Annotated in this window: 24 protein-coding genes; 12 read left to right on the top strand and 12 right to left on the bottom strand. The window is 71.0% G+C overall.

The features are described 5' to 3' along the window. Nucleotides 1-32: 32 nt before the first annotated feature. Nucleotides 33-605: an NADPH-dependent FMN reductase gene (locus ACTJJ4_RS09000; protein WP_292704381.1), complete on the top strand. Its 573-nt coding sequence runs from the start codon at nt 33-35 to the stop codon at nt 603-605. A gap of 178 nt (nt 606-783) precedes the next feature. Here the strand turns inward: ACTJJ4_RS09000 and ACTJJ4_RS08995 are convergent, their stop codons facing one another. After that, nucleotides 784-1,842 (bottom strand): NAD(P)H-dependent flavin oxidoreductase, encoded by a 1,059-nt coding sequence (locus ACTJJ4_RS08995; protein WP_440943014.1) that lies wholly within the window; start codon nt 1,840-1,842, stop codon nt 784-786. Nucleotides 1,843-2,019: 177 nt separating this feature from the next. Between ACTJJ4_RS08995 and ACTJJ4_RS08990 the strand changes: the two genes are divergently transcribed. Further along, entirely contained in the window at nt 2,020-2,949 is a 930-nt protein-coding gene (locus tag ACTJJ4_RS08990; RefSeq protein WP_440943013.1) for a helix-turn-helix transcriptional regulator, read from the top strand. Nucleotides 2,950-3,178: 229 nt separating this feature from the next. After that, nucleotides 3,179-3,499 (top strand): DUF7882 family protein, encoded by a 321-nt coding sequence (locus tag ACTJJ4_RS08985; protein ID WP_440943012.1) that lies wholly within the window; start codon nt 3,179-3,181, stop codon nt 3,497-3,499. 21 nt (nt 3,500-3,520) lie between these two features. On the opposite strand, the gene ACTJJ4_RS08980 is transcribed toward ACTJJ4_RS08985, so the two are convergent. Together ACTJJ4_RS08980 and ACTJJ4_RS08975 are read right to left on the bottom strand one after the other, a co-directional pair. Continuing rightward, a complete protein-coding gene (locus tag ACTJJ4_RS08980) occupies nt 3,521-3,832 on the bottom strand; it encodes a hypothetical protein (protein ID WP_440943011.1) in 312 nt (103 codons plus the stop codon). Next, nucleotides 3,829-4,713, bottom strand: a complete 885-nt coding sequence (locus ACTJJ4_RS08975) for an SDR family oxidoreductase (protein WP_440943010.1) — start codon at nt 4,711-4,713, stop codon at nt 3,829-3,831. The genes ACTJJ4_RS08980 and ACTJJ4_RS08975 overlap by 4 nt, the downstream gene beginning before the upstream one ends. A gap of 177 nt (nt 4,714-4,890) precedes the next feature. Here ACTJJ4_RS08975 and ACTJJ4_RS08970 point away from each other — a divergent pair, with 177 nt between their 5' ends. After that, entirely contained in the window at nt 4,891-5,127 is a 237-nt protein-coding gene (locus ACTJJ4_RS08970) for a hypothetical protein (protein ID WP_440943009.1), read from the top strand. A 33-nt stretch (nt 5,128-5,160) separates the two neighbouring features. On the opposite strand, the gene ACTJJ4_RS08965 is transcribed toward ACTJJ4_RS08970, so the two are convergent. Then, nucleotides 5,161-5,514: a DUF7882 family protein gene (locus ACTJJ4_RS08965; RefSeq protein WP_292704402.1), complete on the bottom strand. Its 354-nt coding sequence runs from the start codon at nt 5,512-5,514 to the stop codon at nt 5,161-5,163. Between the two features lie 64 nt (nt 5,515-5,578). Here ACTJJ4_RS08965 and ACTJJ4_RS08960 point away from each other — a divergent pair, with 64 nt between their 5' ends. The 3 genes from ACTJJ4_RS08960 to ACTJJ4_RS08950 all read left to right on the top strand — a co-directional run bounded on the left by ACTJJ4_RS08960 (nt 5,579) and on the right by ACTJJ4_RS08950 (nt 7,110). Continuing rightward, a complete protein-coding gene (locus tag ACTJJ4_RS08960; RefSeq protein WP_440943008.1) occupies nt 5,579-5,890 on the top strand; it encodes a DUF7882 family protein in 312 nt (103 codons plus the stop codon). A 114-nt stretch (nt 5,891-6,004) separates the two neighbouring features. Further along, nucleotides 6,005-6,169: a hypothetical protein gene (locus tag ACTJJ4_RS08955; protein ID WP_285637370.1), complete on the top strand. Its 165-nt coding sequence runs from the start codon at nt 6,005-6,007 to the stop codon at nt 6,167-6,169. A 5-nt stretch (nt 6,170-6,174) separates the two neighbouring features. Beyond that, nucleotides 6,175-7,110, top strand: a complete 936-nt coding sequence (locus tag ACTJJ4_RS08950; RefSeq protein ID WP_440943007.1) for a magnesium transporter CorA family protein — start codon at nt 6,175-6,177, stop codon at nt 7,108-7,110. Between the two features lie 15 nt (nt 7,111-7,125). Here the strand turns inward: ACTJJ4_RS08950 and ACTJJ4_RS08945 are convergent, their stop codons facing one another. Next, on the bottom strand, nt 7,126-7,809 hold the full coding sequence (locus ACTJJ4_RS08945; protein ID WP_440943006.1) for a DUF6766 family protein: 684 nt from the start codon (nt 7,807-7,809) through the stop codon (nt 7,126-7,128). Then, nucleotides 7,806-7,928, bottom strand: coding sequence for a hypothetical protein (locus ACTJJ4_RS08940; RefSeq protein ID WP_440943005.1), 123 nt, complete (start codon nt 7,926-7,928; stop codon nt 7,806-7,808). The genes ACTJJ4_RS08945 and ACTJJ4_RS08940 overlap by 4 nt, the downstream gene beginning before the upstream one ends. A gap of 163 nt (nt 7,929-8,091) precedes the next feature. Between ACTJJ4_RS08940 and ACTJJ4_RS08935 the strand changes: the two genes are divergently transcribed. After that, nucleotides 8,092-8,520 carry a CBS domain-containing protein gene (locus ACTJJ4_RS08935; RefSeq protein ID WP_440943004.1) on the top strand — a complete coding sequence of 143 codons (429 nt, stop codon included), beginning with the start codon at nt 8,092-8,094 and terminating at the stop codon, nt 8,518-8,520. A gap of 27 nt (nt 8,521-8,547) precedes the next feature. After that, entirely contained in the window at nt 8,548-9,102 is a 555-nt protein-coding gene (locus ACTJJ4_RS08930; RefSeq protein ID WP_440943003.1) for an FHA domain-containing protein, read from the top strand. Between the two features lie 12 nt (nt 9,103-9,114). Here the strand turns inward: ACTJJ4_RS08930 and ACTJJ4_RS08925 are convergent, their stop codons facing one another. After that, nucleotides 9,115-9,318 carry a hypothetical protein gene (locus ACTJJ4_RS08925; protein WP_440943002.1) on the bottom strand — a complete coding sequence of 68 codons (204 nt, stop codon included), beginning with the start codon at nt 9,316-9,318 and terminating at the stop codon, nt 9,115-9,117. Nucleotides 9,319-9,531: 213 nt separating this feature from the next. On the opposite strand from ACTJJ4_RS08925, the gene ACTJJ4_RS08920 reads away from it, so the two are divergent. The 3 genes from ACTJJ4_RS08920 to ACTJJ4_RS08910 all read left to right on the top strand — a co-directional run bounded on the left by ACTJJ4_RS08920 (nt 9,532) and on the right by ACTJJ4_RS08910 (nt 11,152). Continuing rightward, a complete protein-coding gene (locus tag ACTJJ4_RS08920; RefSeq protein ID WP_440943001.1) occupies nt 9,532-10,005 on the top strand; it encodes an FHA domain-containing protein in 474 nt (157 codons plus the stop codon). 50 nt (nt 10,006-10,055) lie between these two features. After that, entirely contained in the window at nt 10,056-10,337 is a 282-nt protein-coding gene (locus ACTJJ4_RS08915; protein ID WP_440943000.1) for a DUF6412 domain-containing protein, read from the top strand. A gap of 77 nt (nt 10,338-10,414) precedes the next feature. After that, nucleotides 10,415-11,152 carry a YidC/Oxa1 family membrane protein insertase gene (locus ACTJJ4_RS08910; protein WP_440942999.1) on the top strand — a complete coding sequence of 246 codons (738 nt, stop codon included), beginning with the start codon at nt 10,415-10,417 and terminating at the stop codon, nt 11,150-11,152. Between the two features lie 16 nt (nt 11,153-11,168). Here the strand turns inward: ACTJJ4_RS08910 and ACTJJ4_RS08905 are convergent, their stop codons facing one another. The 5 genes from ACTJJ4_RS08905 to phnC are packed head-to-tail and all read right to left on the bottom strand — an operon-like array spanning nt 11,169 to nt 16,678. After that, entirely contained in the window at nt 11,169-12,302 is a 1,134-nt protein-coding gene (locus tag ACTJJ4_RS08905; protein ID WP_440942998.1) for an alcohol dehydrogenase catalytic domain-containing protein, read from the bottom strand. Next, a complete protein-coding gene (locus tag ACTJJ4_RS08900) occupies nt 12,299-13,003 on the bottom strand; it encodes a phosphonatase-like hydrolase (protein WP_440942997.1) in 705 nt (234 codons plus the stop codon). The genes ACTJJ4_RS08905 and ACTJJ4_RS08900 overlap by 4 nt, the downstream gene beginning before the upstream one ends. Next, on the bottom strand, nt 13,000-14,139 hold the full coding sequence (locus ACTJJ4_RS08895; protein WP_440942996.1) for a TIGR03364 family FAD-dependent oxidoreductase: 1,140 nt from the start codon (nt 14,137-14,139) through the stop codon (nt 13,000-13,002). The genes ACTJJ4_RS08900 and ACTJJ4_RS08895 overlap by 4 nt, the downstream gene beginning before the upstream one ends. Continuing rightward, complete coding sequence (gene phnE, locus ACTJJ4_RS08890; RefSeq protein WP_440942995.1) at nt 14,136-15,869, bottom strand: phosphonate ABC transporter, permease protein PhnE; 1,734 nt, start codon at nt 15,867-15,869, stop codon at nt 14,136-14,138. The genes ACTJJ4_RS08895 and phnE overlap by 4 nt, the downstream gene beginning before the upstream one ends. After that, nucleotides 15,866-16,678 carry a phosphonate ABC transporter ATP-binding protein gene (phnC, locus tag ACTJJ4_RS08885; protein WP_440942994.1) on the bottom strand — a complete coding sequence of 271 codons (813 nt, stop codon included), beginning with the start codon at nt 16,676-16,678 and terminating at the stop codon, nt 15,866-15,868. Before phnC ends, phnE begins: the two co-directional genes overlap by 4 nt. Nucleotides 16,679-16,702: the final 24 nt, after the last annotated feature.

The raw sequence follows: 16,702 nt of genomic DNA, 5'->3' as shown, positions 1-16,702 counted from the left end.
CGCACACTGAGACGAAGCGCCGGGAGGCTCACATGCCGAAGCTGATGATCGTCGTCGGGAGCGTACGAGAGGGCCGCATCGGCCTGCCGATCGCGCAGTGGGTGCGCGGCGCTGTCGAGCGGCACGGCGGGTTCGAGATCGACTGGGCGGATCTGAAGGAGATCGCGCTGCCCCTCATGACCGAGCCGAATCATCCGCGGCTGCGGCAGTACACGCAGCCGTCGACGATCGCATGGAGCGAGCGCGTGGATGCCGCGGACGCCCTGCTGTTCGTGCAGCCGGAGTACAACTTCAGCTACTCCCCCGCCCTGAAGAACGCGATGGACCACCTCTCGCAGGAGTGGTGGCGCAAGCCGCTGGGCACGGTGAGCTACGGCGGGATCTCCGGCGGCACGCGCGGCACCGCGGCGCTGAGGGTGCCCGAGATGGCCCTCGGCCTCGTGCCGACCACGGTGAACGTCGAGATCCCGTGGGCGTTCAAGCAGATCGAGGACGGCGTCTTCACGCCGCTCGACTCACAGGCGGCGATGCTGGAGCGGATGCTGAACGAGCTGACGTCCCTGGACGCGGCGCTCGCGCCGCTGCGCGCCGCCCCGCGTCCCTGACCCGCGGGACCCCGCTCGGGATCGCGGCTCCAGGTCGCGATTCGCCCCGGAATGCCGCTCGATCGCGCGTCCAGGTCGCAGTTGATGCCGGCATCCGGCCGTCATAGCGGCACCGAATGCGACCTGGGCGACGAACCATCGCGCAGAGCGGCACCGAATGCGACCTGGGCGGCCCGCGTCAGGCGGGAACGCCCGCCAGCAGCTCGTCGAAGACCTCGGATGCCGTGTCCCAGCGCGCCAGCGGGGCGGACTGTCCGAGCCACAGCGACTGCAACTCGCCCAGACCACGCTGCCCCGCGACCGCGCGGAAGCGCCCGGTCAGCCAGTTCTGCGCCGGGAACGGCGCGATGGCGCCGGATGCCTCGATCTCGCGGACGGCGCGGTTGGGAGCGCCGCGCGACAGCCGGCCGCTCATTGCGCGGGTCAGCACCGAGGCATCCGCCGCCGTCGACCGGATCGCTCCGCGGTGCGCCTCGTTCGCGGCGGACTCCGCCGTCGCCAGGAACGACGTACCGACCTGCACGCCCGAGGCCCCCAGCGCGAAGGCCGCGGCGACGCCGCGCCGGTCGCCGATGCCGCCGGCCGCGATGACCGGCACGTCCACGGCATCCGCCACCTGCGGCAGCAGCGAGACGAGCCCGACCAGCGACTCTTCCGCGGGCTTCAGGAACGACACCCGGTGCCCGGCCGCCTCGGCACCGGTCGCGACGATCGCGTCCACTCCGCCGTCGGCCAGCGCGACCGCCTCGGCCACGGTCGTGGCGGTTCCGACAACGCGGATGCCACGGCGATGCGCCTCCTCGACCAGCGCGCCGGACGGCACCCCGAACACCACGCTGAGCACCGCAGGGGACGCCTCCCAGATCGCGTCGAGCTGCTCGTCCAGCGAGGGGAGGTAGCGTTCAGGGCGCGCGGGCGGTTCCAGCCCGACCTCGGAGAAGAAGGCCTCGAGCGCAGCCGCATAGCCGTCGTGCTCCGGACCGGGCAGCACCTCGTCGCCGGTGGGCAGCCAGATGTTCAGCGAGAACGGCGCGGCTGTCGCCTCGCGCAGCGCCGCCGCGGTCGCGCGGATCCGCTCTCCGTCGTAGCCGTACAGACCGTACGAGCCGAGGCCGCCGGCCTCGCTCACCGCCGCGGTGAGCGCCACAGATGAGAGGCCACCGAAGGGCGCCAGGACGATCGGATGCCGAATGCCGAGCAGTTCGGTGAGTGCGGACGGTACACGCAGGTCGGTCATGCTCCGAGGCTACGCCCGCGTGCACGGGACGTTACGAGCGCCGGCAGCATCGCGCACGCCGCCGCCCTGGCCCTGGCCCTGACCCTGACCCTGGCCCTGGCCCTGGCCCTGGCAGCCGGAATACTGGGATAGGTTTCTGAAGGGGCGTTGCGTCCCCGCTGATCCGGGGTGGAATTCATGAGCGTACTGCGCTTCTCGACGCGCGATGCGTCACGGGTCGAGGAGACCTGGAAGCAGTTCGTGCCGTCCGCCGCGCTGCAGCGCGTCGACCCCGAACGGTTCCGCTTCGACTGGTTCTCGGCCGAGGCGTCGGGCTTCAGCCTGGTGCGCTACGACCTGCGCGCCGAGATCCACTCGGTGGTCGAGCCCGAGGATCAGCTGCTGGCCTGCCAGGTGACGGGCACCAGCGCCGAGGTGCGCACGAAGCGCAGCCCTCTCGACGCGGGCAGCCCCTGGCTCACCGACGGCGCACGCGTGGAGGCGCGGTGGGAATCCGCGCGGGTCTCGGCTCTGGTCTTCGAACGACGTTCAGCCGAGGAGCTCGCCCGGCGCATGTGCGGCGACGACACGCTCCGCCTGCGCGTGCAGACCGGCGCACCCGACCGCCGGTCGGCCGATGCCCACTGGTCGAGGACCATGGACTTCATGACCTCCGCTCTGGAGGACTACGGAGGCGATGAGCTGGTGATCGCCGGGCTGCACCGCCAGGCGCTGTGGCTGGTCCTCACCGCCTTCCCCACCACCTTCCGCACCGCACTGGAGCAGGATCCGCAGACCCGTGCCGCCCCGGCGACCGTGCGCAGGGCCCTCGACTTCATCGATGAGAACGCGCACCTGCCGATCACCGTCGACGATGTCGCCTCCGCCGTGCACATCTCCACCCGCGGCCTGCAGTACGCGTTCCGGCGCGCGCTCGACAGCACGCCGGCGGAGCGGCTGCGACGCGCGCGTCTCGAGGGCGCGCACCGCGAACTGCTCGCGGGCACCTCCGACACGATCGCCGTGATCGCCCGCCGATGGGGGTTCACGCACCCGTCCCGGTTCTCCGCGGCCTACCGCGACGCCTACGGCGTGCTTCCCGCCACGACGGCGGGACGTCGCCGCTGACGGCTGCCACGCACGGATATTGATGACAGATGGCGAACAGCCTCTTCGCCCGTGACGTCATGCGTCGCGTCCTGCGGCGTACCGGCGCCGCCGCAGGATAGATTCCTGTAGCCCGCCGATCCATGACGGGCATCCGCTCTATCCCCCAGGAGTGCACGTGAACCGTCGTCATCCGATCCCGACCCACCCCGGCCAGGGCCGTTCGCGCAGCGGACGGCGCTGATCAGAGATGGGAAGCCTGTACTACGGCGATGCGCATGAGCCGATCTTCATCGAGGACCGCGCGCTCGCCCATCTCAAAGTGGTGATCGCCACCAAGCTGCGCCGCAACGAGAGCTTCACGCTGTCGTGGCGCCACGCCGACGGCGCCCCCGTCGGGCGGAGCACCATCTGGCTGCATCCCTCCATCCCGCTCCGCTTCGTTTTCGACGAACCCGAAGCACCGCCGCTGAGCCGCACCTGGATCGAGGAGCTCGCCCATTCGGCGAACTCGAGCGGCGGCATCGCCCTCGTCGACGAGCACATCGAGAACCCGCCGCCGGAGGATTGACTCCGGCGGCGGGTGGGCCGATCAGCGCGGGGGGAGGTGCGGGATCGGCGAAGGGGCCCGGGATCGATCGGATGCGGCGCTGACCGCCGCATCGAGGTCACCGAGCAGCTGGGCGAAGTCGCGGAATCGGGTCCGGCGTGGGCACGGTCTGCGCAGCCACAGCACGTCGAGGCTGCCCGTGCTGTTGCGCTCGACGTAGGCGATCAGGCAGTCGGCGTCGCCCTGACGTCGTGCACGGTCGCAGATGCGCCAGCTGTCGCGTCCGAGCCACGTGACCTCCCAGTCCCCCCGTGGGGTCGGAGCGTTCGGGGGGTCCGACAGCACGGTGCTCATAGCGGCTTCCCGCCGGTCACGGCGAGCACGGCACCAGAGGTGTAGGACGACTCATCCGATGCCAGATGCACGTACGCCCCGGCGAGCTCAGCCGGCTGCGCGGGACGCCCGAGGGGCGTGTCCTTGCCGAAGCTCGCGAGCTTGTCGGCATCCCAACCCGTCGCCGGGATCAGGGGCGTCCAGATCGGTCCGGGAGCCACGGCGTTGACGCGGATGCCGCGCTCGCCCGCCTCCTCGGCGAGCGCCTTGACGAACGCGACCTGCGCGGCCTTGGTCATGGCGTAGTCGATCAGTCCCGGGGAGGGCTGGTACGCCTGGATCGAGGCCGTCACGATGATGGCGGCGCCCGGCTCGAGGTCCGGGTACGCGGCGCGGGCGGTGAAGAGCGTGCCGAGCAGGTTCGTGTCGAACACCCGGCGCATGTCCTCGGTGCGCAGCGCGTCGAAGCTGTCGATGTCGTGCTGGTACGCGGCGTTCAGGACCACGATGTCGAGGCCTTCCAGCTCGTCGCGGGCCCGTCGCACGGCATCCGTCGCGAACTCCTCGTCACGGAGGTCTCCCGGGATGCTGAGCCCGGTGCGGTCCTCCTGGCGGATCAGGTCCACGGTGCTGTCGGCGTCGTCCTGCTCCTCCGGCAGGTGCACGATCGCGACGTCCGCGCCCTCTCGGGCGAAGGCGATGGCGACCGCCCGGCCGATGCCGGAGTCACCACCCGTGATCAATGCCTTCCGCCCGTTCAGACGGCCGTGGCCGACATAGCTGGACTCGCCATGGTCCGGCTCCGGTTCGGTCTGGTCGATCTTCCCGGGCTGGTCCTGTCGCTGCGGAGGCATCGGCTCGTCCCTGTGCGCATCGCGCGGATCCTTGGTGCTGTCGCTCATCGTCGATCCTCTCCGGTCTGTATGGCGTCGACGCTGTCATGGGCCCGCATCCGGAGCCAGGGGGTTGACACCCGAGCCGGTTCCCCTACGCGCGCGCGACAGGCGTGTCAACGGGCATCCGGCACCGCGGATGCCGATGCACAGTGGCACGACAGCCACACGAGGAAAGGAGACGCGATGAGCGGCATCGATCAGGGCATGATGCCCGAGCACGTGCAGCCGCAGCATGCGGAGGACGACTCCGAGCACGAGGAGGGCGCAGGCGCTCCGGAGGAGGACGAGACCCGGGTGGACACCGGTGCCGAGGACGAGGCCGAGCCGAACCGCGAGCACCGCGCCGAGGAGCCGAAGCCGATCGGCGAGGACGCTCACCCCGAGGGCGGGCTCCCCCACAGGAGCCAGCGGAAGCCGTAGGCCGGGCGAAGCCGGCAGGATCGCTTCAGCCGATCACTGCTCCGGCTGTGCCGCCTGCAGCTCTTCGCCAGCCCCTCCGCCGTCCCCGGCGTCCGGCGGCTCAGGCACGAGGTAGAGGCCTCCGGGCGAGTTGGCGGTGAAGGCGAGCGCTTCCGTCCAGCCCCGGTTGATCGACGGCTGCCTGCTGCCGTAGTACTTGAACACGAGCGAGCTGCCGGGGTGCATCCACACCGTGGTGCGGCCGCCGCCGACGCTCACGTCCTCCCGCCAGCTGAACGGGAACGGCTCGCCGCGCCGGAGCTTGGCGGTGATGACGAGCTGCAGGTGCATCAGAGCTCGGTCCTCGATCTCCGTCTTGACGCCGTTCTCGTATACGAACTTTCCCATGTGCTGCCTCCGTGCGCTGGAAGCGGACTGACGCATTCCAGGTACGGGGTCTACGTTAGGCGATATGGGACTGCTCTACTACGGCGGGACGTCCGACCCCATCGAGATCGAGGACCGGGCGCTCGCGCATCTCAAGGTCGTCATCGCGACGAAGCTTCGGCGCAACGAGAGCTTCACGCTCTCGTGGAAGCATCCCGACGGCGCAGCCCCCGGCCGCTCCACCATCTGGCTGCATCCGTCCATCCCGCTGCGGTTCGTCTTCGAGGCTCCGGAGCCCCCGGAACTGCACGCCGAATGGATCACCGCGATGGCGCACTCCGCCAACACGAGCGGCGGGATCACCATGGTCCCCGAGGACATGGCGTCGCCGGAGTAGACACCGCGCTGGCAGGTCCGCGGGCCCGTCGTCAACCCCCTGTTCGAGAATCCGGCCCCTTCGTACCGTGGCATCAGCCGGGGCACCTCCGCCCCGCCGGACGAAGGGATCGTCATGAACCTGCTGTTCATCATCATCGCGGTGGTCGCGATCATCCTCGCCATCACCGGCGGCCTCGTGCAGTCGCTGAACTTCCTGCTCTGGGTCGGACTCGTGCTGCTCGCGCTTGCGGTGATCGCCTGGCTGATCAGGGCGATCTCCGGTCGCAACGCGGCCTGAGTCACATGGCGGAAGCACCCTCGACGAGGGCTGCCGACGGCGCCTTCACCTGGGTCGAGCTCGTCGATCGCGATCAGCGCGACGTGCTCGCCGAGGTGAGGCACCTGTCGGCGCATCCGTCGCTGTTCGAGGACTCCCTCGGGGGCGGACGCCCGCCCCGGCTCGAGGTGCTCGACGGGCAGCTGCTCGTGATCGCCTGGGACCTGGATCCCGACAAGGCGACCAGCAAGCCGGGCGACGTGGTCCTCCTCGCCGGCGACTCCTGGCTGCTGACCGCGCAGTGGGACGGTGACGGGCCTGCACGGCCGCTGCGCCCGCTGATCGAGCGCGAGCATCCGAGCGGGGCGACCCCTCTCGGAGCCGCGTACCGCACCCTTGCGGCGGTCGTGCAGTCCTACGAGGCCACCGTCGCCTCGATCGAGAACGAGCTCGACGAGGTCGAGACCGAGGTGTTCGATCCCGCGGTCGATGAGGACTACGAGCGCATCTACCGGTTGCGCAGGCGCATCGGGCACGTTGACCGCGCGACATCCGCGCTTCGCCAGGGTTTCGAGACGAACGCCGAATCGCTGGACGAGCTGCTCCGGGACGATCCGGTGCTGCACCAGTACTTCCGGCACATGCGCAGCGATCTGGCGGCGCTCGCCGACCTGCTCTCCACGCAGCGCATGGCTCTGGACGCCGTGGTCTCCAGTCACGAGAGCAACGTGTCGTCGCGTCAGAACCGCGACATGCGCACGATCGCGGCGGTGGCGGCGCTGCTCGCACTGCCGACCGTGATCGCCGGCGTGTACGGCATGAACTTCAAGGACATGCCCCTGCTGCATGTCCCGGTCGGCTGGGTGTTCGTGCTGATCGGCACGGTCGTGCTCGACATCGCGGCGGTCCTCGTGTTCCGGCGTCGCGGCTGGCTGGGCGCGGACCACGGCCGCGACCGCTGAGCGGATCGCCGAGGATCACTCCGACTCCACCGCCGACACCGCATGCGGTGTGCCGACCGGCTTGGACTCCGCGGAGCCGCGCTGGCGGAGGTAGATCGAGAACGCGACCATCGTGCCGACCGCGAGGAACTCGGACTGCCAGTTCTGCAGAGTCCGATCCCAGAAGTCGGCCGAGACCACGTACTCGGCCCACGTCGGAGCGGGCATCCCGTGCATGGCGGCCTCCTCCCCCGCGACGATCGCGCCGCCCAGCGACTGCGCCAGCCAGGAGAGGGCGAACACCGTGCCCATCACGATCAGCAGGGAGTTGCCGTACACGACCCGGCGCCAGCCGGATGCCCGGGCCCATCGCGGTGCGCCCTCGGGCGCATACCGCCCGACCAGCTGATCCTCGTCGCTCTCGGGTCCTTCGTCGCCCGGCTTCTTCGACTCCGGCGATCCGCGCTGCACGAGCCAGATGGTCGCCCCGATGAACAGGAAGAACTGCAGGAACTCCGACTGCCAGTTCTCCGCCACGTCCACCACGAAGTCGGGCGAGAGCACGAAGCCGAAGAAGTCGGCGGGCGCTCGGCCATGCTCCGTCATCTCCTCCACCTGGCGGAAGTACCCGGCGACCGCCTGGCCGCCGAGCGCCAGCAGGAACAGCAGGAGGAAGAACAGTCCGAGCGCGTTGTCGCGCAGCATCCGCCGCATGGTCATCGACCCCCGATGATGATCGCGAACATGATCGCGAGACCACCGAAGGTCACCGTCATCCACGTCCAGAACACCACCGCCGGGCCGCGCCCGGCCGGCTCGCCCCTGTCCACCTGTTCCATCCGGTCCTCCTCCGATCGAGACGATACGACTGCCCCGATGCTGTCGTCACGGCGGTCGGATGCCCAGCCCCTTGACGGCGGCGACGCGGACTGTCAACCCCCTGAGCAGCCCGGCGCCCTCTCCGTATCGTCGGCTTTCCGAGCACCAGGAGAGGGAGAGATCATGACGCTGACGACGGAGGTCCTGGTGAAGGACATCATGACGCCGGGGGCCCGCTGCATCGGCGAGAACGACTCGCTGGAGACCGCGGCCCGCCTGATGGCCGATCTGGACATCGGCTCGCTGCCCATCTGCGGGGAGAATGGCAAGCTGAAGGGCATGCTGACCGACCGCGACATCGTGGTCAAGGCGATCGCGAACGGCCGTTCCCCCGCCGACACGCGCGCGGGTGCGCTCGCAGAGGGGACCCCGCTGCTCGTGGACGCCGAGGACGACGTGAGCGCGGTGCTCGAACTCATGCAGAAGCACCAGGTTCGCCGCATCCCGGTGCTCGATGATCACGTGCTGGTGGGCATGGTGGCCGAGGCCGACATCGCACGCAGCCTCGCCCCGCAGCACACCGGCGAGACCGTCGAGCAGATCACGCGCTGAGCAGATCGCACGGAGAAGGAGACTGACATGGATGCAGACATGGACGCGACGGAGAACGAGCGGGGCACGCACGCCGACACCGAGGCGATGGCGAAGGACATGAGCCGGCGCCCGGCCGATGCCACCACCACCCATGCCGCGTGGGGGTCGGGCGATCCGCACCTGCTGGTCTCCCGGGAGGATGTCCGGAACGTCTTCCCGCTGTCGGCGGACGAGACGCGGATCGGCTCGGCGCCCGACTGTGAGCTCGTGCTGGACGGGGCCGATCCGGTGCACGCGACCATCGTCCACGACGACCGCGATGAGTACGTGCTGACGATGCACGGCGAGGGCGAGATGAACGCCTGGTCCGAGGACGACACCCGCACGGAGATCCTCCGCACGGGGGCGCGCTTCACGGTGGCCGGCTGGTCGCTGGTGTTCATGCGCGAGGAGTACGCGGATCACGGCCGCCCGTGGGGCGGCCGTGAGGGCGGCGAGCTCTCCGATCAGCCGCCGCAGCCGCAGCGTCCGGACTACGCGGCCCAGCGGGCCGGGGAGCAGGACGAGGACGACCGCGGCTGGGAGGTGCGCAACGGCTGAGGCTCCGGACCGTCAGTCGACGGCCTCCCGCTGGGTGCGGATGAAGTCCCAGTCGCGCACCGTGAGCCGCTCCTCGCGCGGCATCCGGACGCCGGTCAGGGTCTCCACCTCGTCTCGCACGAGGTCGGGGATGATCTCGCCGTCCAGGGCCTCCAGCGCGTGCTTCGCATCCGCGGACAGCAGCGGCCACCAGGTGTGGATCTCGGGGTCGGTCATGTCGGACTCCTCTCGCGATGTGCCGATGCTCGCATCCGACGCTCCGCCCATGCAGGGGGTTGACAGCGGTGCATCCGCAGATCACCGCCCGACCGGGCGCGGACGGGCGTATCGTCGAGATCAGAGGCTTACGCGACCTTCTGGCGTCAGGAGGGTCGACGAGAGCACCTTCCCGCCGGCCCGAGGAGATCTCCACGGATAGGAGGAAGGGTCATGGCTGAGAAGCTGCACGGATACGCGCCGACGACGACGCACGCCGCCTGGGGTGCGGGTGATCCGCATCTGCTGATCTCCCGCAACGACGAGGACCGCTCGGTGCTCCATCTCGGGGCCGAGACCGTGACGATCGGCTCTGACGAGGCGCGCACGCTGCGGCTGGATGGTGCTGCGCCTCTGCACGCGACGATCGTGCACGACGACCGCGACGAGTTCGTGCTGACGATGCACGGTCCGGGGCGGATGAACGCCGGCAGCCCGGAAGGCGAGCGCGGCGAGCGGATCGAGACGCTGCGCACCGGCGCGCAGTTCACCATCGGGGAGTGGATGCTGGTGTTCAGCCGCGACGAGTACGCGGACCACGGTCGGCCGTACGGCGGGCGCGAGGGCGGTGAGGGCACGCACCAGAGCAGGCAGCCGGAGCGACCGGACTATCCCTCGACAGGGGAGATCCCCGTCCGCGATCGCTGAGCTCCTCCACCTTCAGGAGCGGCTGGTAGCCTCGGCCTGAGGGAAGGGGGATGACCATGATCCAGACGCTGCTGCAGCTCATGCTGACCGCGCTGCGCGTGGTGCCCCTTCCGGCCGGGACCTCGGCGGGCGGGATGCTGGGCATCGCCGCCGTGCTCATCGCGGTCGCCGTGCTCGCGATCGCCCTGGCGCTGGTCAGGCCCATCTTCGGCATCCATTCCGCGCCTCATCCGAGACGCGCGATCGACGTGTCCGCCCTGCTCGCGCAGAGCGATCCGGATGCCGCGGGGCATCCGCGTCCGCGAGCCCCGGGAGCCGCGCTCGCCGCGTGACCCCGCCGACGCCCTGAGCGCCCGCAGCGGGAGACCGCGGCATCCGCCGACCCTCCCGCGACCACGAACGGACACCCATGGACATCTTCGCCTTCCCGCCCCTCGCCCTCCTCCTGGACGGCGCCTACACCGCGCTGCTCTCCCTCTCGCATCTGCTCGAGCCGTTCGCCAGCGCCGCGGCGGCCGCGCTCGCCGTCGTGCTCGTGACCCTGCTCGTGCGCACCTGCCTGATCCCCGTCGGCGTCTCCCAGGCGAAGGCCGAGCAGATGCGCGCCCGTCTCGCCCCGAGGATGCGGGAGCTGCAGCAGAAGCACGGCAAGGACCGCGAGAGCCTGCAGCGCGAGACCATGGCGCTGTACCGCGATGAGAAGGCCTCGCCGTTCGCCGGATGCCTGCCGCTGCTCGTGCAGGCCGCCGTCGTCGGCATCCTGTACACGCTGTTCCTGCGGCCCGAGATCGCCGGGCACGCGAACGCGCTGCTGAGTCACGACCTGTTCGGCGCTCCGCTGGGCACCTCGCTGCTGGGCGCGATCGGCACCGGCATCGATGCGGCCACGGCGATCGTCTGGGCGGTGGCGCTGCTGATCATCGTGGTCATCGCCGACATCACCCGGCGGGTGTTCCCCGCGCAGGTGCCCGACGAGGGTCCGCTGGCGGTGCCGGGGATGGAGACCACGATGAACGCCCTGCACTACCTGACCGCGGTGTTCGCCGTGTTCGTACCGCTCGCCGCCGCGCTCTACCTGGTGGTGACGGTCACCTGGACACTGGTGCAGCGTGCGCTGCTGCGTCGCAGGTACCCGCTGCCGGAGTGAGGCGGACCGGCGCGGTTCAGCGGGCGGCGACGGCGATGCGCAGCGGCGCGTCGGGGGCGGATGCCGCAGTGAGCGCGCGGTCGAGCTCGGAGAGCGGATGCACGGCGCTGACCACCTCCGCGAACGGGTGCGCGCGGCCGGGGCCGGCGAGGAACGCGACCGCGTCGGACAGGTCCCGCCCGGTGTAGTTGTGCACCCCCGTCACCGTGACCAGACGCCGCACGACGGACTCGGCATCGAGCGGAACGGGATCGGCGGGGAAGACCGAGCCCACGAGCACCGCGGTCCCGCCCACCGCGACGCCCTCGATGGCGTCGGTGACGGCATGGCCGGATGCCTCGATCACGATGTCCGGCTCACGATCACCGGCATCCGCCACTGCGCCGAAGCGGGCGGCCAGCGCCCTCCGCGCGGGGTTGGGGTCGCGCACATCCACGACCGCGCCGGCTGAGGCCGCGATCGCCGCCGCTGTCAGGCCGACCAGGCCCGCCCCGTGCACGCGCACGCGGGTCCCCTCCAGGTCACGGCCGGCGGCGCCGCTGCGCACCGCTGCGATCGCGGTGGCGGTCGCGCAGGACGCAGGGGCCAGCACGGCGGCCGGCAGCGTCTCGGGCACCCGCACGATCACGGTCCCCTCCCGCAGCTGCGCGTGACTGGCGAAGCCCCCGGTGAGCTCGCGATGCGGAGCGATCCGTTCGTGACCGTACTTGCCCAGGTCGCGGCACTTCTGGGTGAGGCCGGCGCGGCACCGGTCGCAGCGTCCGCACGACACGATCACCGACCAGACGACGCGGTCGCCGATCTGCAGGGGCGTGCCGTCGGCGGCATCCGCTCCCCCGGCGCCGATCGCCATCACCCGTCCGACGCTCTCATGGCCGAGCACGACCGGCACCGGAGCAGGACGGCGGCCCTGCACCGTGTGCACGTCCGACCCGCACACGGTCGAGAGCTCGATCGCGACCAGCACCTCGCGCGCGGCGAGGGCGACCCCGGGAACGGCGATCTCCTCATGCGGATGCCCGGGCCCGAGGAACGCCATCGCGACCGCGCACGGGCGCAGCACGATGTCCGTCCGCGGCGCCGCGTCCCGCTCGGAGAGCGGTCTGCGGGGCAGCGCCGGTGCTGCCTCCAGGGTGACGTCCACGGTCACGCAGAGGGGATCAGGGCGAGGAGTCCGCGCTCGGCGAGCGCGGCGCGCAGGTCGACCACGCTCGCCAGCACGGCATCCGCTCCGGCCCCGCTGAGGGTCGCGCGGTCGTGCGCGCCGCTCAGCACGCCGGCGACGAATCCGGCTCCCGCGCGGCGACCCGACTGCACGTCGCTCGCGGTGTCGCCCGCGACGGCGACGGCCTGCACGGACGACGCGCCCGTGCGCAGCAGCGCGGTGAGCACGAGGTCGGGGTGCGGACGGCCGCGGCCCGCGTCCACCGGCGACAGCGCGACGTCGACCAGGTCGCGCCAGCCGAGCGCGTCGATCAGCGCGTCGCGGGTGACCGGGGCGAAGCCCGTCGTCAGCGCCACCTTCAGACCCGCGTCGCGCAGCTGCTCGATCGTCTCGCGAGCACCGGGGATCTCCTCGGCGCCCTGCTCGGCGATCAGCTCGTCGTAGGCTGCTTCGAACGCCGCGGTGGCGCGCTCGGCCGCAGCACGGTCGCCGTCGGCGAGGTGCAGGAACACCTCGATCTTGGACTGGCCCATGGTGTCGCGGACGTGCTGCAGCGCGTCCTCCCAGGGCATCCGGTCCGCCACGCCCGTGCGCTCCGCCGCGCGCTGGAACGCCTGCTCCACCACGCCGTCGTCGCGGACGGTGGTCCCTGCCATGTCGAAGACGACGAGTTCGATTGCGGTCATGCGAGTGCCTCCTGGAAGTGGGCGGAAAGGGCGGACTCGGCAAGGCCCAGTCCGCAGGTCATGCCGATGCCGGTGGTGGCGGCGAGCGCGAGGACGCCGTCGGCGGGGAGCTCGTCGAGGAACTCATCCGGCCCGGATGCGTAGACGCCCTGCCAGCGCTCCAGCACCCGGAAGCGGTCGGCCTGGAACAGCTCGCACGCCTCGTCGAGGAATGCCTCGAAGGCGCCCTCCGGCTGGAACGGCCCCGGTTGCACGGCCTTCGCGTGCGAGTCGCCGAGGATCAGCGATCCGTCCGGCAGTTGGGTGTACATCTGGTTCAGGTCGAGCGCGGCGAGCTCGGGGCGCTCCGCGTGCAGCCGGGCGCGCAGGGCCGCGGTCTCGGGCACCTCCGCGAAGCGCCCGTAGCGCACCAGCGACCAGCCGGTGAGCAGCGGTGCGGTCAGCGGGGCGGGCAGGTCGGCGACCACGCGCATCATGTCCAGGGCGCAGCGCTGGATGCCGATGCGCTCGGCGATCTCCGGCAGCAGCTGATCGATGTCGTGATTCACCGCGACGACGACCGTGCCGGCCGCGATCGGCCCGCGGGTGGTCTCGACCCGGCCGGTCGTCACTGCGCTCACGGCCGTGCGGAAGCGGAAGTCGACGCCCAGCGATGCCAGGTGCCGGACGATCGCGGCGGCGGCCTCGCGCGGGTTCACTTGCAGATCCGGCTCGATCAGCGCGCCGCCGAGCACGTCCTCGGGTCGCAGCGGGGCCAGGGCGAGCAGGTGCGCGGTCTCCAGCATCCGGATGCCGCCGTCGGACGCCGCCGACTCCAGCACGGCGAGCTCGTCGGCGTGCCGCGCGGCGATCAGCGTGCCGGATTCGCGCAGCCAGAAGCCGGCGTCCTGCGACAGCTGCAGCCAGAGTTCTCGTGCCGTGTCGGCGTGGCGTCGGGCGACGCCGGTCTGGGCCCCGATGCACAGGTGCCCGAAGTTGCGGATGCTGGCCCCGACCGGGGCATCCGTCCGGTCCACGACGATCACGCTCAGGCCGCGGCGGACGGCCGCGTACGCGGCGCCCAGTCCGACGATGCCCGAGCCGATGACGACGACGTCGGCGCTGTCCTGGCTCGCCGAGCGCGTCGAAGGGCTCATGCGAACACCTTCCGCATCCACATCGCCAGGCCCTCGACCGCGAGCACGGTCACCAGGATCATGATCACGATGCTGGCCACGAGCGGGTAGTTCGAGCCCTGGCCGGCGTTGAGCAGGTAGTAGCCGACCCCGCCGCCTCCGACGATTCCGAGCAGGGTCGCCGCACGCACGTTGGTGTCGAGCATGTAGAAGGTGTGGCCGATGAGCGCACGCGAGCCCTGCGGGAAGGTCGCCGCCGCGTACATCTGCAGGCGCGTGGCCCCGGTGGCGAGCAGCGCGCGCTCGGGTCCTCGCGGCACCTCCTCGAAGGAGTCGGCGATGAGCTTGCCGAGCAGGCCGATGCCGCCGATCGCGAGGGCGATGGTTCCCGCCTGCGGGCCGAGGCCGGTGATGATGATCAGCACGATCGCGAGGATCAGCTCGGGGATGCCGCGGATGATCACCAGCAGCAGCCGGAAGCCGCCCTGCACGCCGCGGTTGGGGGCGACGTTGCGCGCCGCGAGCGAGCCGATCACCAGCGAGAGCACGAACGTGATGAGGGTGGCGGCGAGGGCGATCTTCACCGTGTCGAGCATCGCCGCACCGATCACCGCGAAGCCGTAGTTGCCGAAGTCCGGCGGCCAGAACTGCGCGGCGATCGCGGGCACCTTGCTCCAGAAGGTGAGCAGATCGCCCCAGACGATGTCGCTGACCACGACGGATGCCACGACAACGGCGACCGCGATCCAGCCGGCCATGGTGTTGCGCACGCGCTGCGGCGTCCACGGGCGGCGCAGCGCCTGCTCGACGGTGTCGTACCGACGTGCCGTCGTCGCGGCGGTCGTCCGCTCAGCCTGCGACCGGCGCGAGAACAGCCGCACGAACACGCCCCTGCCGGCATCCTTCTCGCCCAGCATCGCCACGCGCACGGCGCTGGAGATGATCTCCATCACGACGCACAGCACGAAGATGACCAGCGCGATGCCGAGGCCGAGGCCGTAGTCCAGCGACTTGAAGGCGTGGGACATCTCCAGGCCCAGACCGGCGACGCCCACATAGCCGAGAACGACCGAGCCGCGCAGGTTGATGTCGTTGCGATGCAGCACCGTCGCGACCCAGCTGGGAAGCACCTGCGGCAGGACGCCGGTGGTGAACTCCTGCATCCGGCTGCCGCCCGCGGCCCGGACGGCGAGCCGCGGCCCCTCGTCGATCTGCTCGATCGCGTCGGCGAACATCTTCGAGATCATGCCGATGGAGTGGATGCCGATGGCCAGGATGCCCGGGAGCGTGCCGAGCGAGAACATCAGCACGAACACCATGGCCAGCACCACATCGGGCAGCGCGCGGGTGAAGACGCCGATGAAGCGGGCGAGGGCGCGCAGCGCCGGATGCGGAGTGGTGTTGGATGCCGCGAGGTAAGCGATCGGCACCGAGAGCGCGGCTGCCAGCAGGGTGCCGGTGAGGACCAGCCCGACCGTGAGCACCGTCTGCTGCAGCAGCTCGGCCGGCTCGGGGAAGCTCAGGCCGCCGACGCGCGTGAAGAAGCGCTCGGCGTTGCCGAGGCTGTCGGCCACGCCCGCGAAGCTGATGTCGATGTCGCGGAGCGAGACGACGGCGAGGCCGGCGATCACCAGCAGGGTGAGGCTCGCGCTGATGCGCTCCGGGCTCAGACGCCGGCGCGGCGCACGCGCCTGCAGCGCGGCATCCGCACTCGCCGTCGAGGCGGGCGGACGTGTGGCGGTGATCGTCATGCCACCGGCTCCGCGATCATCAGCTCGGACTCCATCGCCTGGATCTCGCCGGTGCTGGTGGCGACGCGGCCGTAGATCTCCATGACCTGCGCCTTGTCGAGCCCGGAGGTGTCGGTGTCGAGCACGACCTGACCGTGGCGCAGCCCCACGATGCGGTCGGCCCAGTCGATCGCGAGGTCCACCTGGTGCAGGCTGCACAGCACCGTGAGCCCGTCGTCGGCGGCGATCTCCCGGATGAGCGCCATCACCTGCGAGCTCGACTCCGGGTCGAGCGAGGCGACGGGCTCGTCGGCGAGCAGCACCTGCGGGTTCTGCATGAGGGCGCGCGCGATGGCGACGCGCTGCTGCTGGCCGCCGGAGAGCGTGTCCGCGCGCTGGTAGGCGCGGTCGAGAAGCCCCACGCGGTCGAGGTGACCGAGGGCGCGCAGCTTGTGCGCCCGGGAGTACGAGAACAGGCCGAGCCGGGGACCGCGCAGCCCGGCGAGCGAGCCGGACAGCACGTTCTCGAGCACGGTGAGCGACCCCACCAGCTCGAACTGCTGGAAGATGAAGCCGACCCGGCTCCGCAGCCTGCGCAGCGCCTTGCCGCGCAGGGCGGGCACCTGCTCACCGAGCACGCTGACGCTCCCGGACGTGGGGATCTCGAGCGCGTCGATGTGCCGCAGCAGCGTGGACTTGCCCGAGCCGGACAGGCCCAGCAGCACGACGATCTCGCCGCGTCCGACGGTGAGGTCCACGGCGGACAGCGCGGTGGTGGAGTCGAAGCGCTTGGTGAGGGATTCGATGCGGATGACCGGCTCGGTGCTCATGACTGTCTCTTTCGGTTCGGATCT

The sequence above is a fragment of the Microbacterium sp. 22195 genome (genome assembly GCF_052056515.1).
Lineage (GTDB): Bacteria > Actinomycetota > Actinomycetes > Actinomycetales > Microbacteriaceae > Microbacterium.
Note: the sequence above shows the minus strand (reverse complement) of the source record. Positions and strands in the feature narration are given on the sequence as shown.

Coding starts and splice junctions, on each gene's coding strand:
- ACTJJ4_RS08985 (WP_440943012.1), top strand. CDS start 3,179: ATGGGAAGCCTGTACTACGGCGATGCGCATGAGCCGATCTTCATCGAG.
- ACTJJ4_RS09000 (WP_292704381.1), top strand. CDS start 33: ATGCCGAAGCTGATGATCGTCGTCGGGAGCGTACGAGAGGGCCGCATC.
- ACTJJ4_RS08960 (WP_440943008.1), top strand. CDS start 5,579: ATGGGACTGCTCTACTACGGCGGGACGTCCGACCCCATCGAGATCGAG.
- ACTJJ4_RS08930 (WP_440943003.1), top strand. CDS start 8,548: ATGGATGCAGACATGGACGCGACGGAGAACGAGCGGGGCACGCACGCC.
- ACTJJ4_RS08910 (WP_440942999.1), top strand. CDS start 10,415: ATGGACATCTTCGCCTTCCCGCCCCTCGCCCTCCTCCTGGACGGCGCC.
- ACTJJ4_RS08915 (WP_440943000.1), top strand. CDS start 10,056: ATGACCATGATCCAGACGCTGCTGCAGCTCATGCTGACCGCGCTGCGC.
- ACTJJ4_RS08980 (WP_440943011.1), bottom strand. CDS start 3,832: ATGAGCACCGTGCTGTCGGACCCCCCGAACGCTCCGACCCCACGGGGG.
- ACTJJ4_RS08945 (WP_440943006.1), bottom strand. CDS start 7,809: ATGACCATGCGGCGGATGCTGCGCGACAACGCGCTCGGACTGTTCTTC.
- ACTJJ4_RS08995 (WP_440943014.1), bottom strand. CDS start 1,842: ATGACCGACCTGCGTGTACCGTCCGCACTCACCGAACTGCTCGGCATT.
- ACTJJ4_RS08955 (WP_285637370.1), top strand. CDS start 6,005: ATGAACCTGCTGTTCATCATCATCGCGGTGGTCGCGATCATCCTCGCC.
- ACTJJ4_RS08920 (WP_440943001.1), top strand. CDS start 9,532: ATGGCTGAGAAGCTGCACGGATACGCGCCGACGACGACGCACGCCGCC.
- phnE (WP_440942995.1), bottom strand. CDS start 15,869: ATGACGATCACCGCCACACGTCCGCCCGCCTCGACGGCGAGTGCGGAT.
- ACTJJ4_RS08940 (WP_440943005.1), bottom strand. CDS start 7,928: ATGGAACAGGTGGACAGGGGCGAGCCGGCCGGGCGCGGCCCGGCGGTG.
- ACTJJ4_RS08895 (WP_440942996.1), bottom strand. CDS start 14,139: ATGAGCCCTTCGACGCGCTCGGCGAGCCAGGACAGCGCCGACGTCGTC.
- ACTJJ4_RS08935 (WP_440943004.1), top strand. CDS start 8,092: ATGACGCTGACGACGGAGGTCCTGGTGAAGGACATCATGACGCCGGGG.
- ACTJJ4_RS08900 (WP_440942997.1), bottom strand. CDS start 13,003: ATGACCGCAATCGAACTCGTCGTCTTCGACATGGCAGGGACCACCGTC.
- ACTJJ4_RS08970 (WP_440943009.1), top strand. CDS start 4,891: ATGAGCGGCATCGATCAGGGCATGATGCCCGAGCACGTGCAGCCGCAG.
- ACTJJ4_RS08975 (WP_440943010.1), bottom strand. CDS start 4,713: ATGAGCGACAGCACCAAGGATCCGCGCGATGCGCACAGGGACGAGCCG.
- ACTJJ4_RS08925 (WP_440943002.1), bottom strand. CDS start 9,318: ATGACCGACCCCGAGATCCACACCTGGTGGCCGCTGCTGTCCGCGGAT.
- ACTJJ4_RS08990 (WP_440943013.1), top strand. CDS start 2,020: ATGAGCGTACTGCGCTTCTCGACGCGCGATGCGTCACGGGTCGAGGAG.
- phnC (WP_440942994.1), bottom strand. CDS start 16,678: ATGAGCACCGAGCCGGTCATCCGCATCGAATCCCTCACCAAGCGCTTC.
- ACTJJ4_RS08965 (WP_292704402.1), bottom strand. CDS start 5,514: ATGGGAAAGTTCGTATACGAGAACGGCGTCAAGACGGAGATCGAGGAC.
- ACTJJ4_RS08950 (WP_440943007.1), top strand. CDS start 6,175: ATGGCGGAAGCACCCTCGACGAGGGCTGCCGACGGCGCCTTCACCTGG.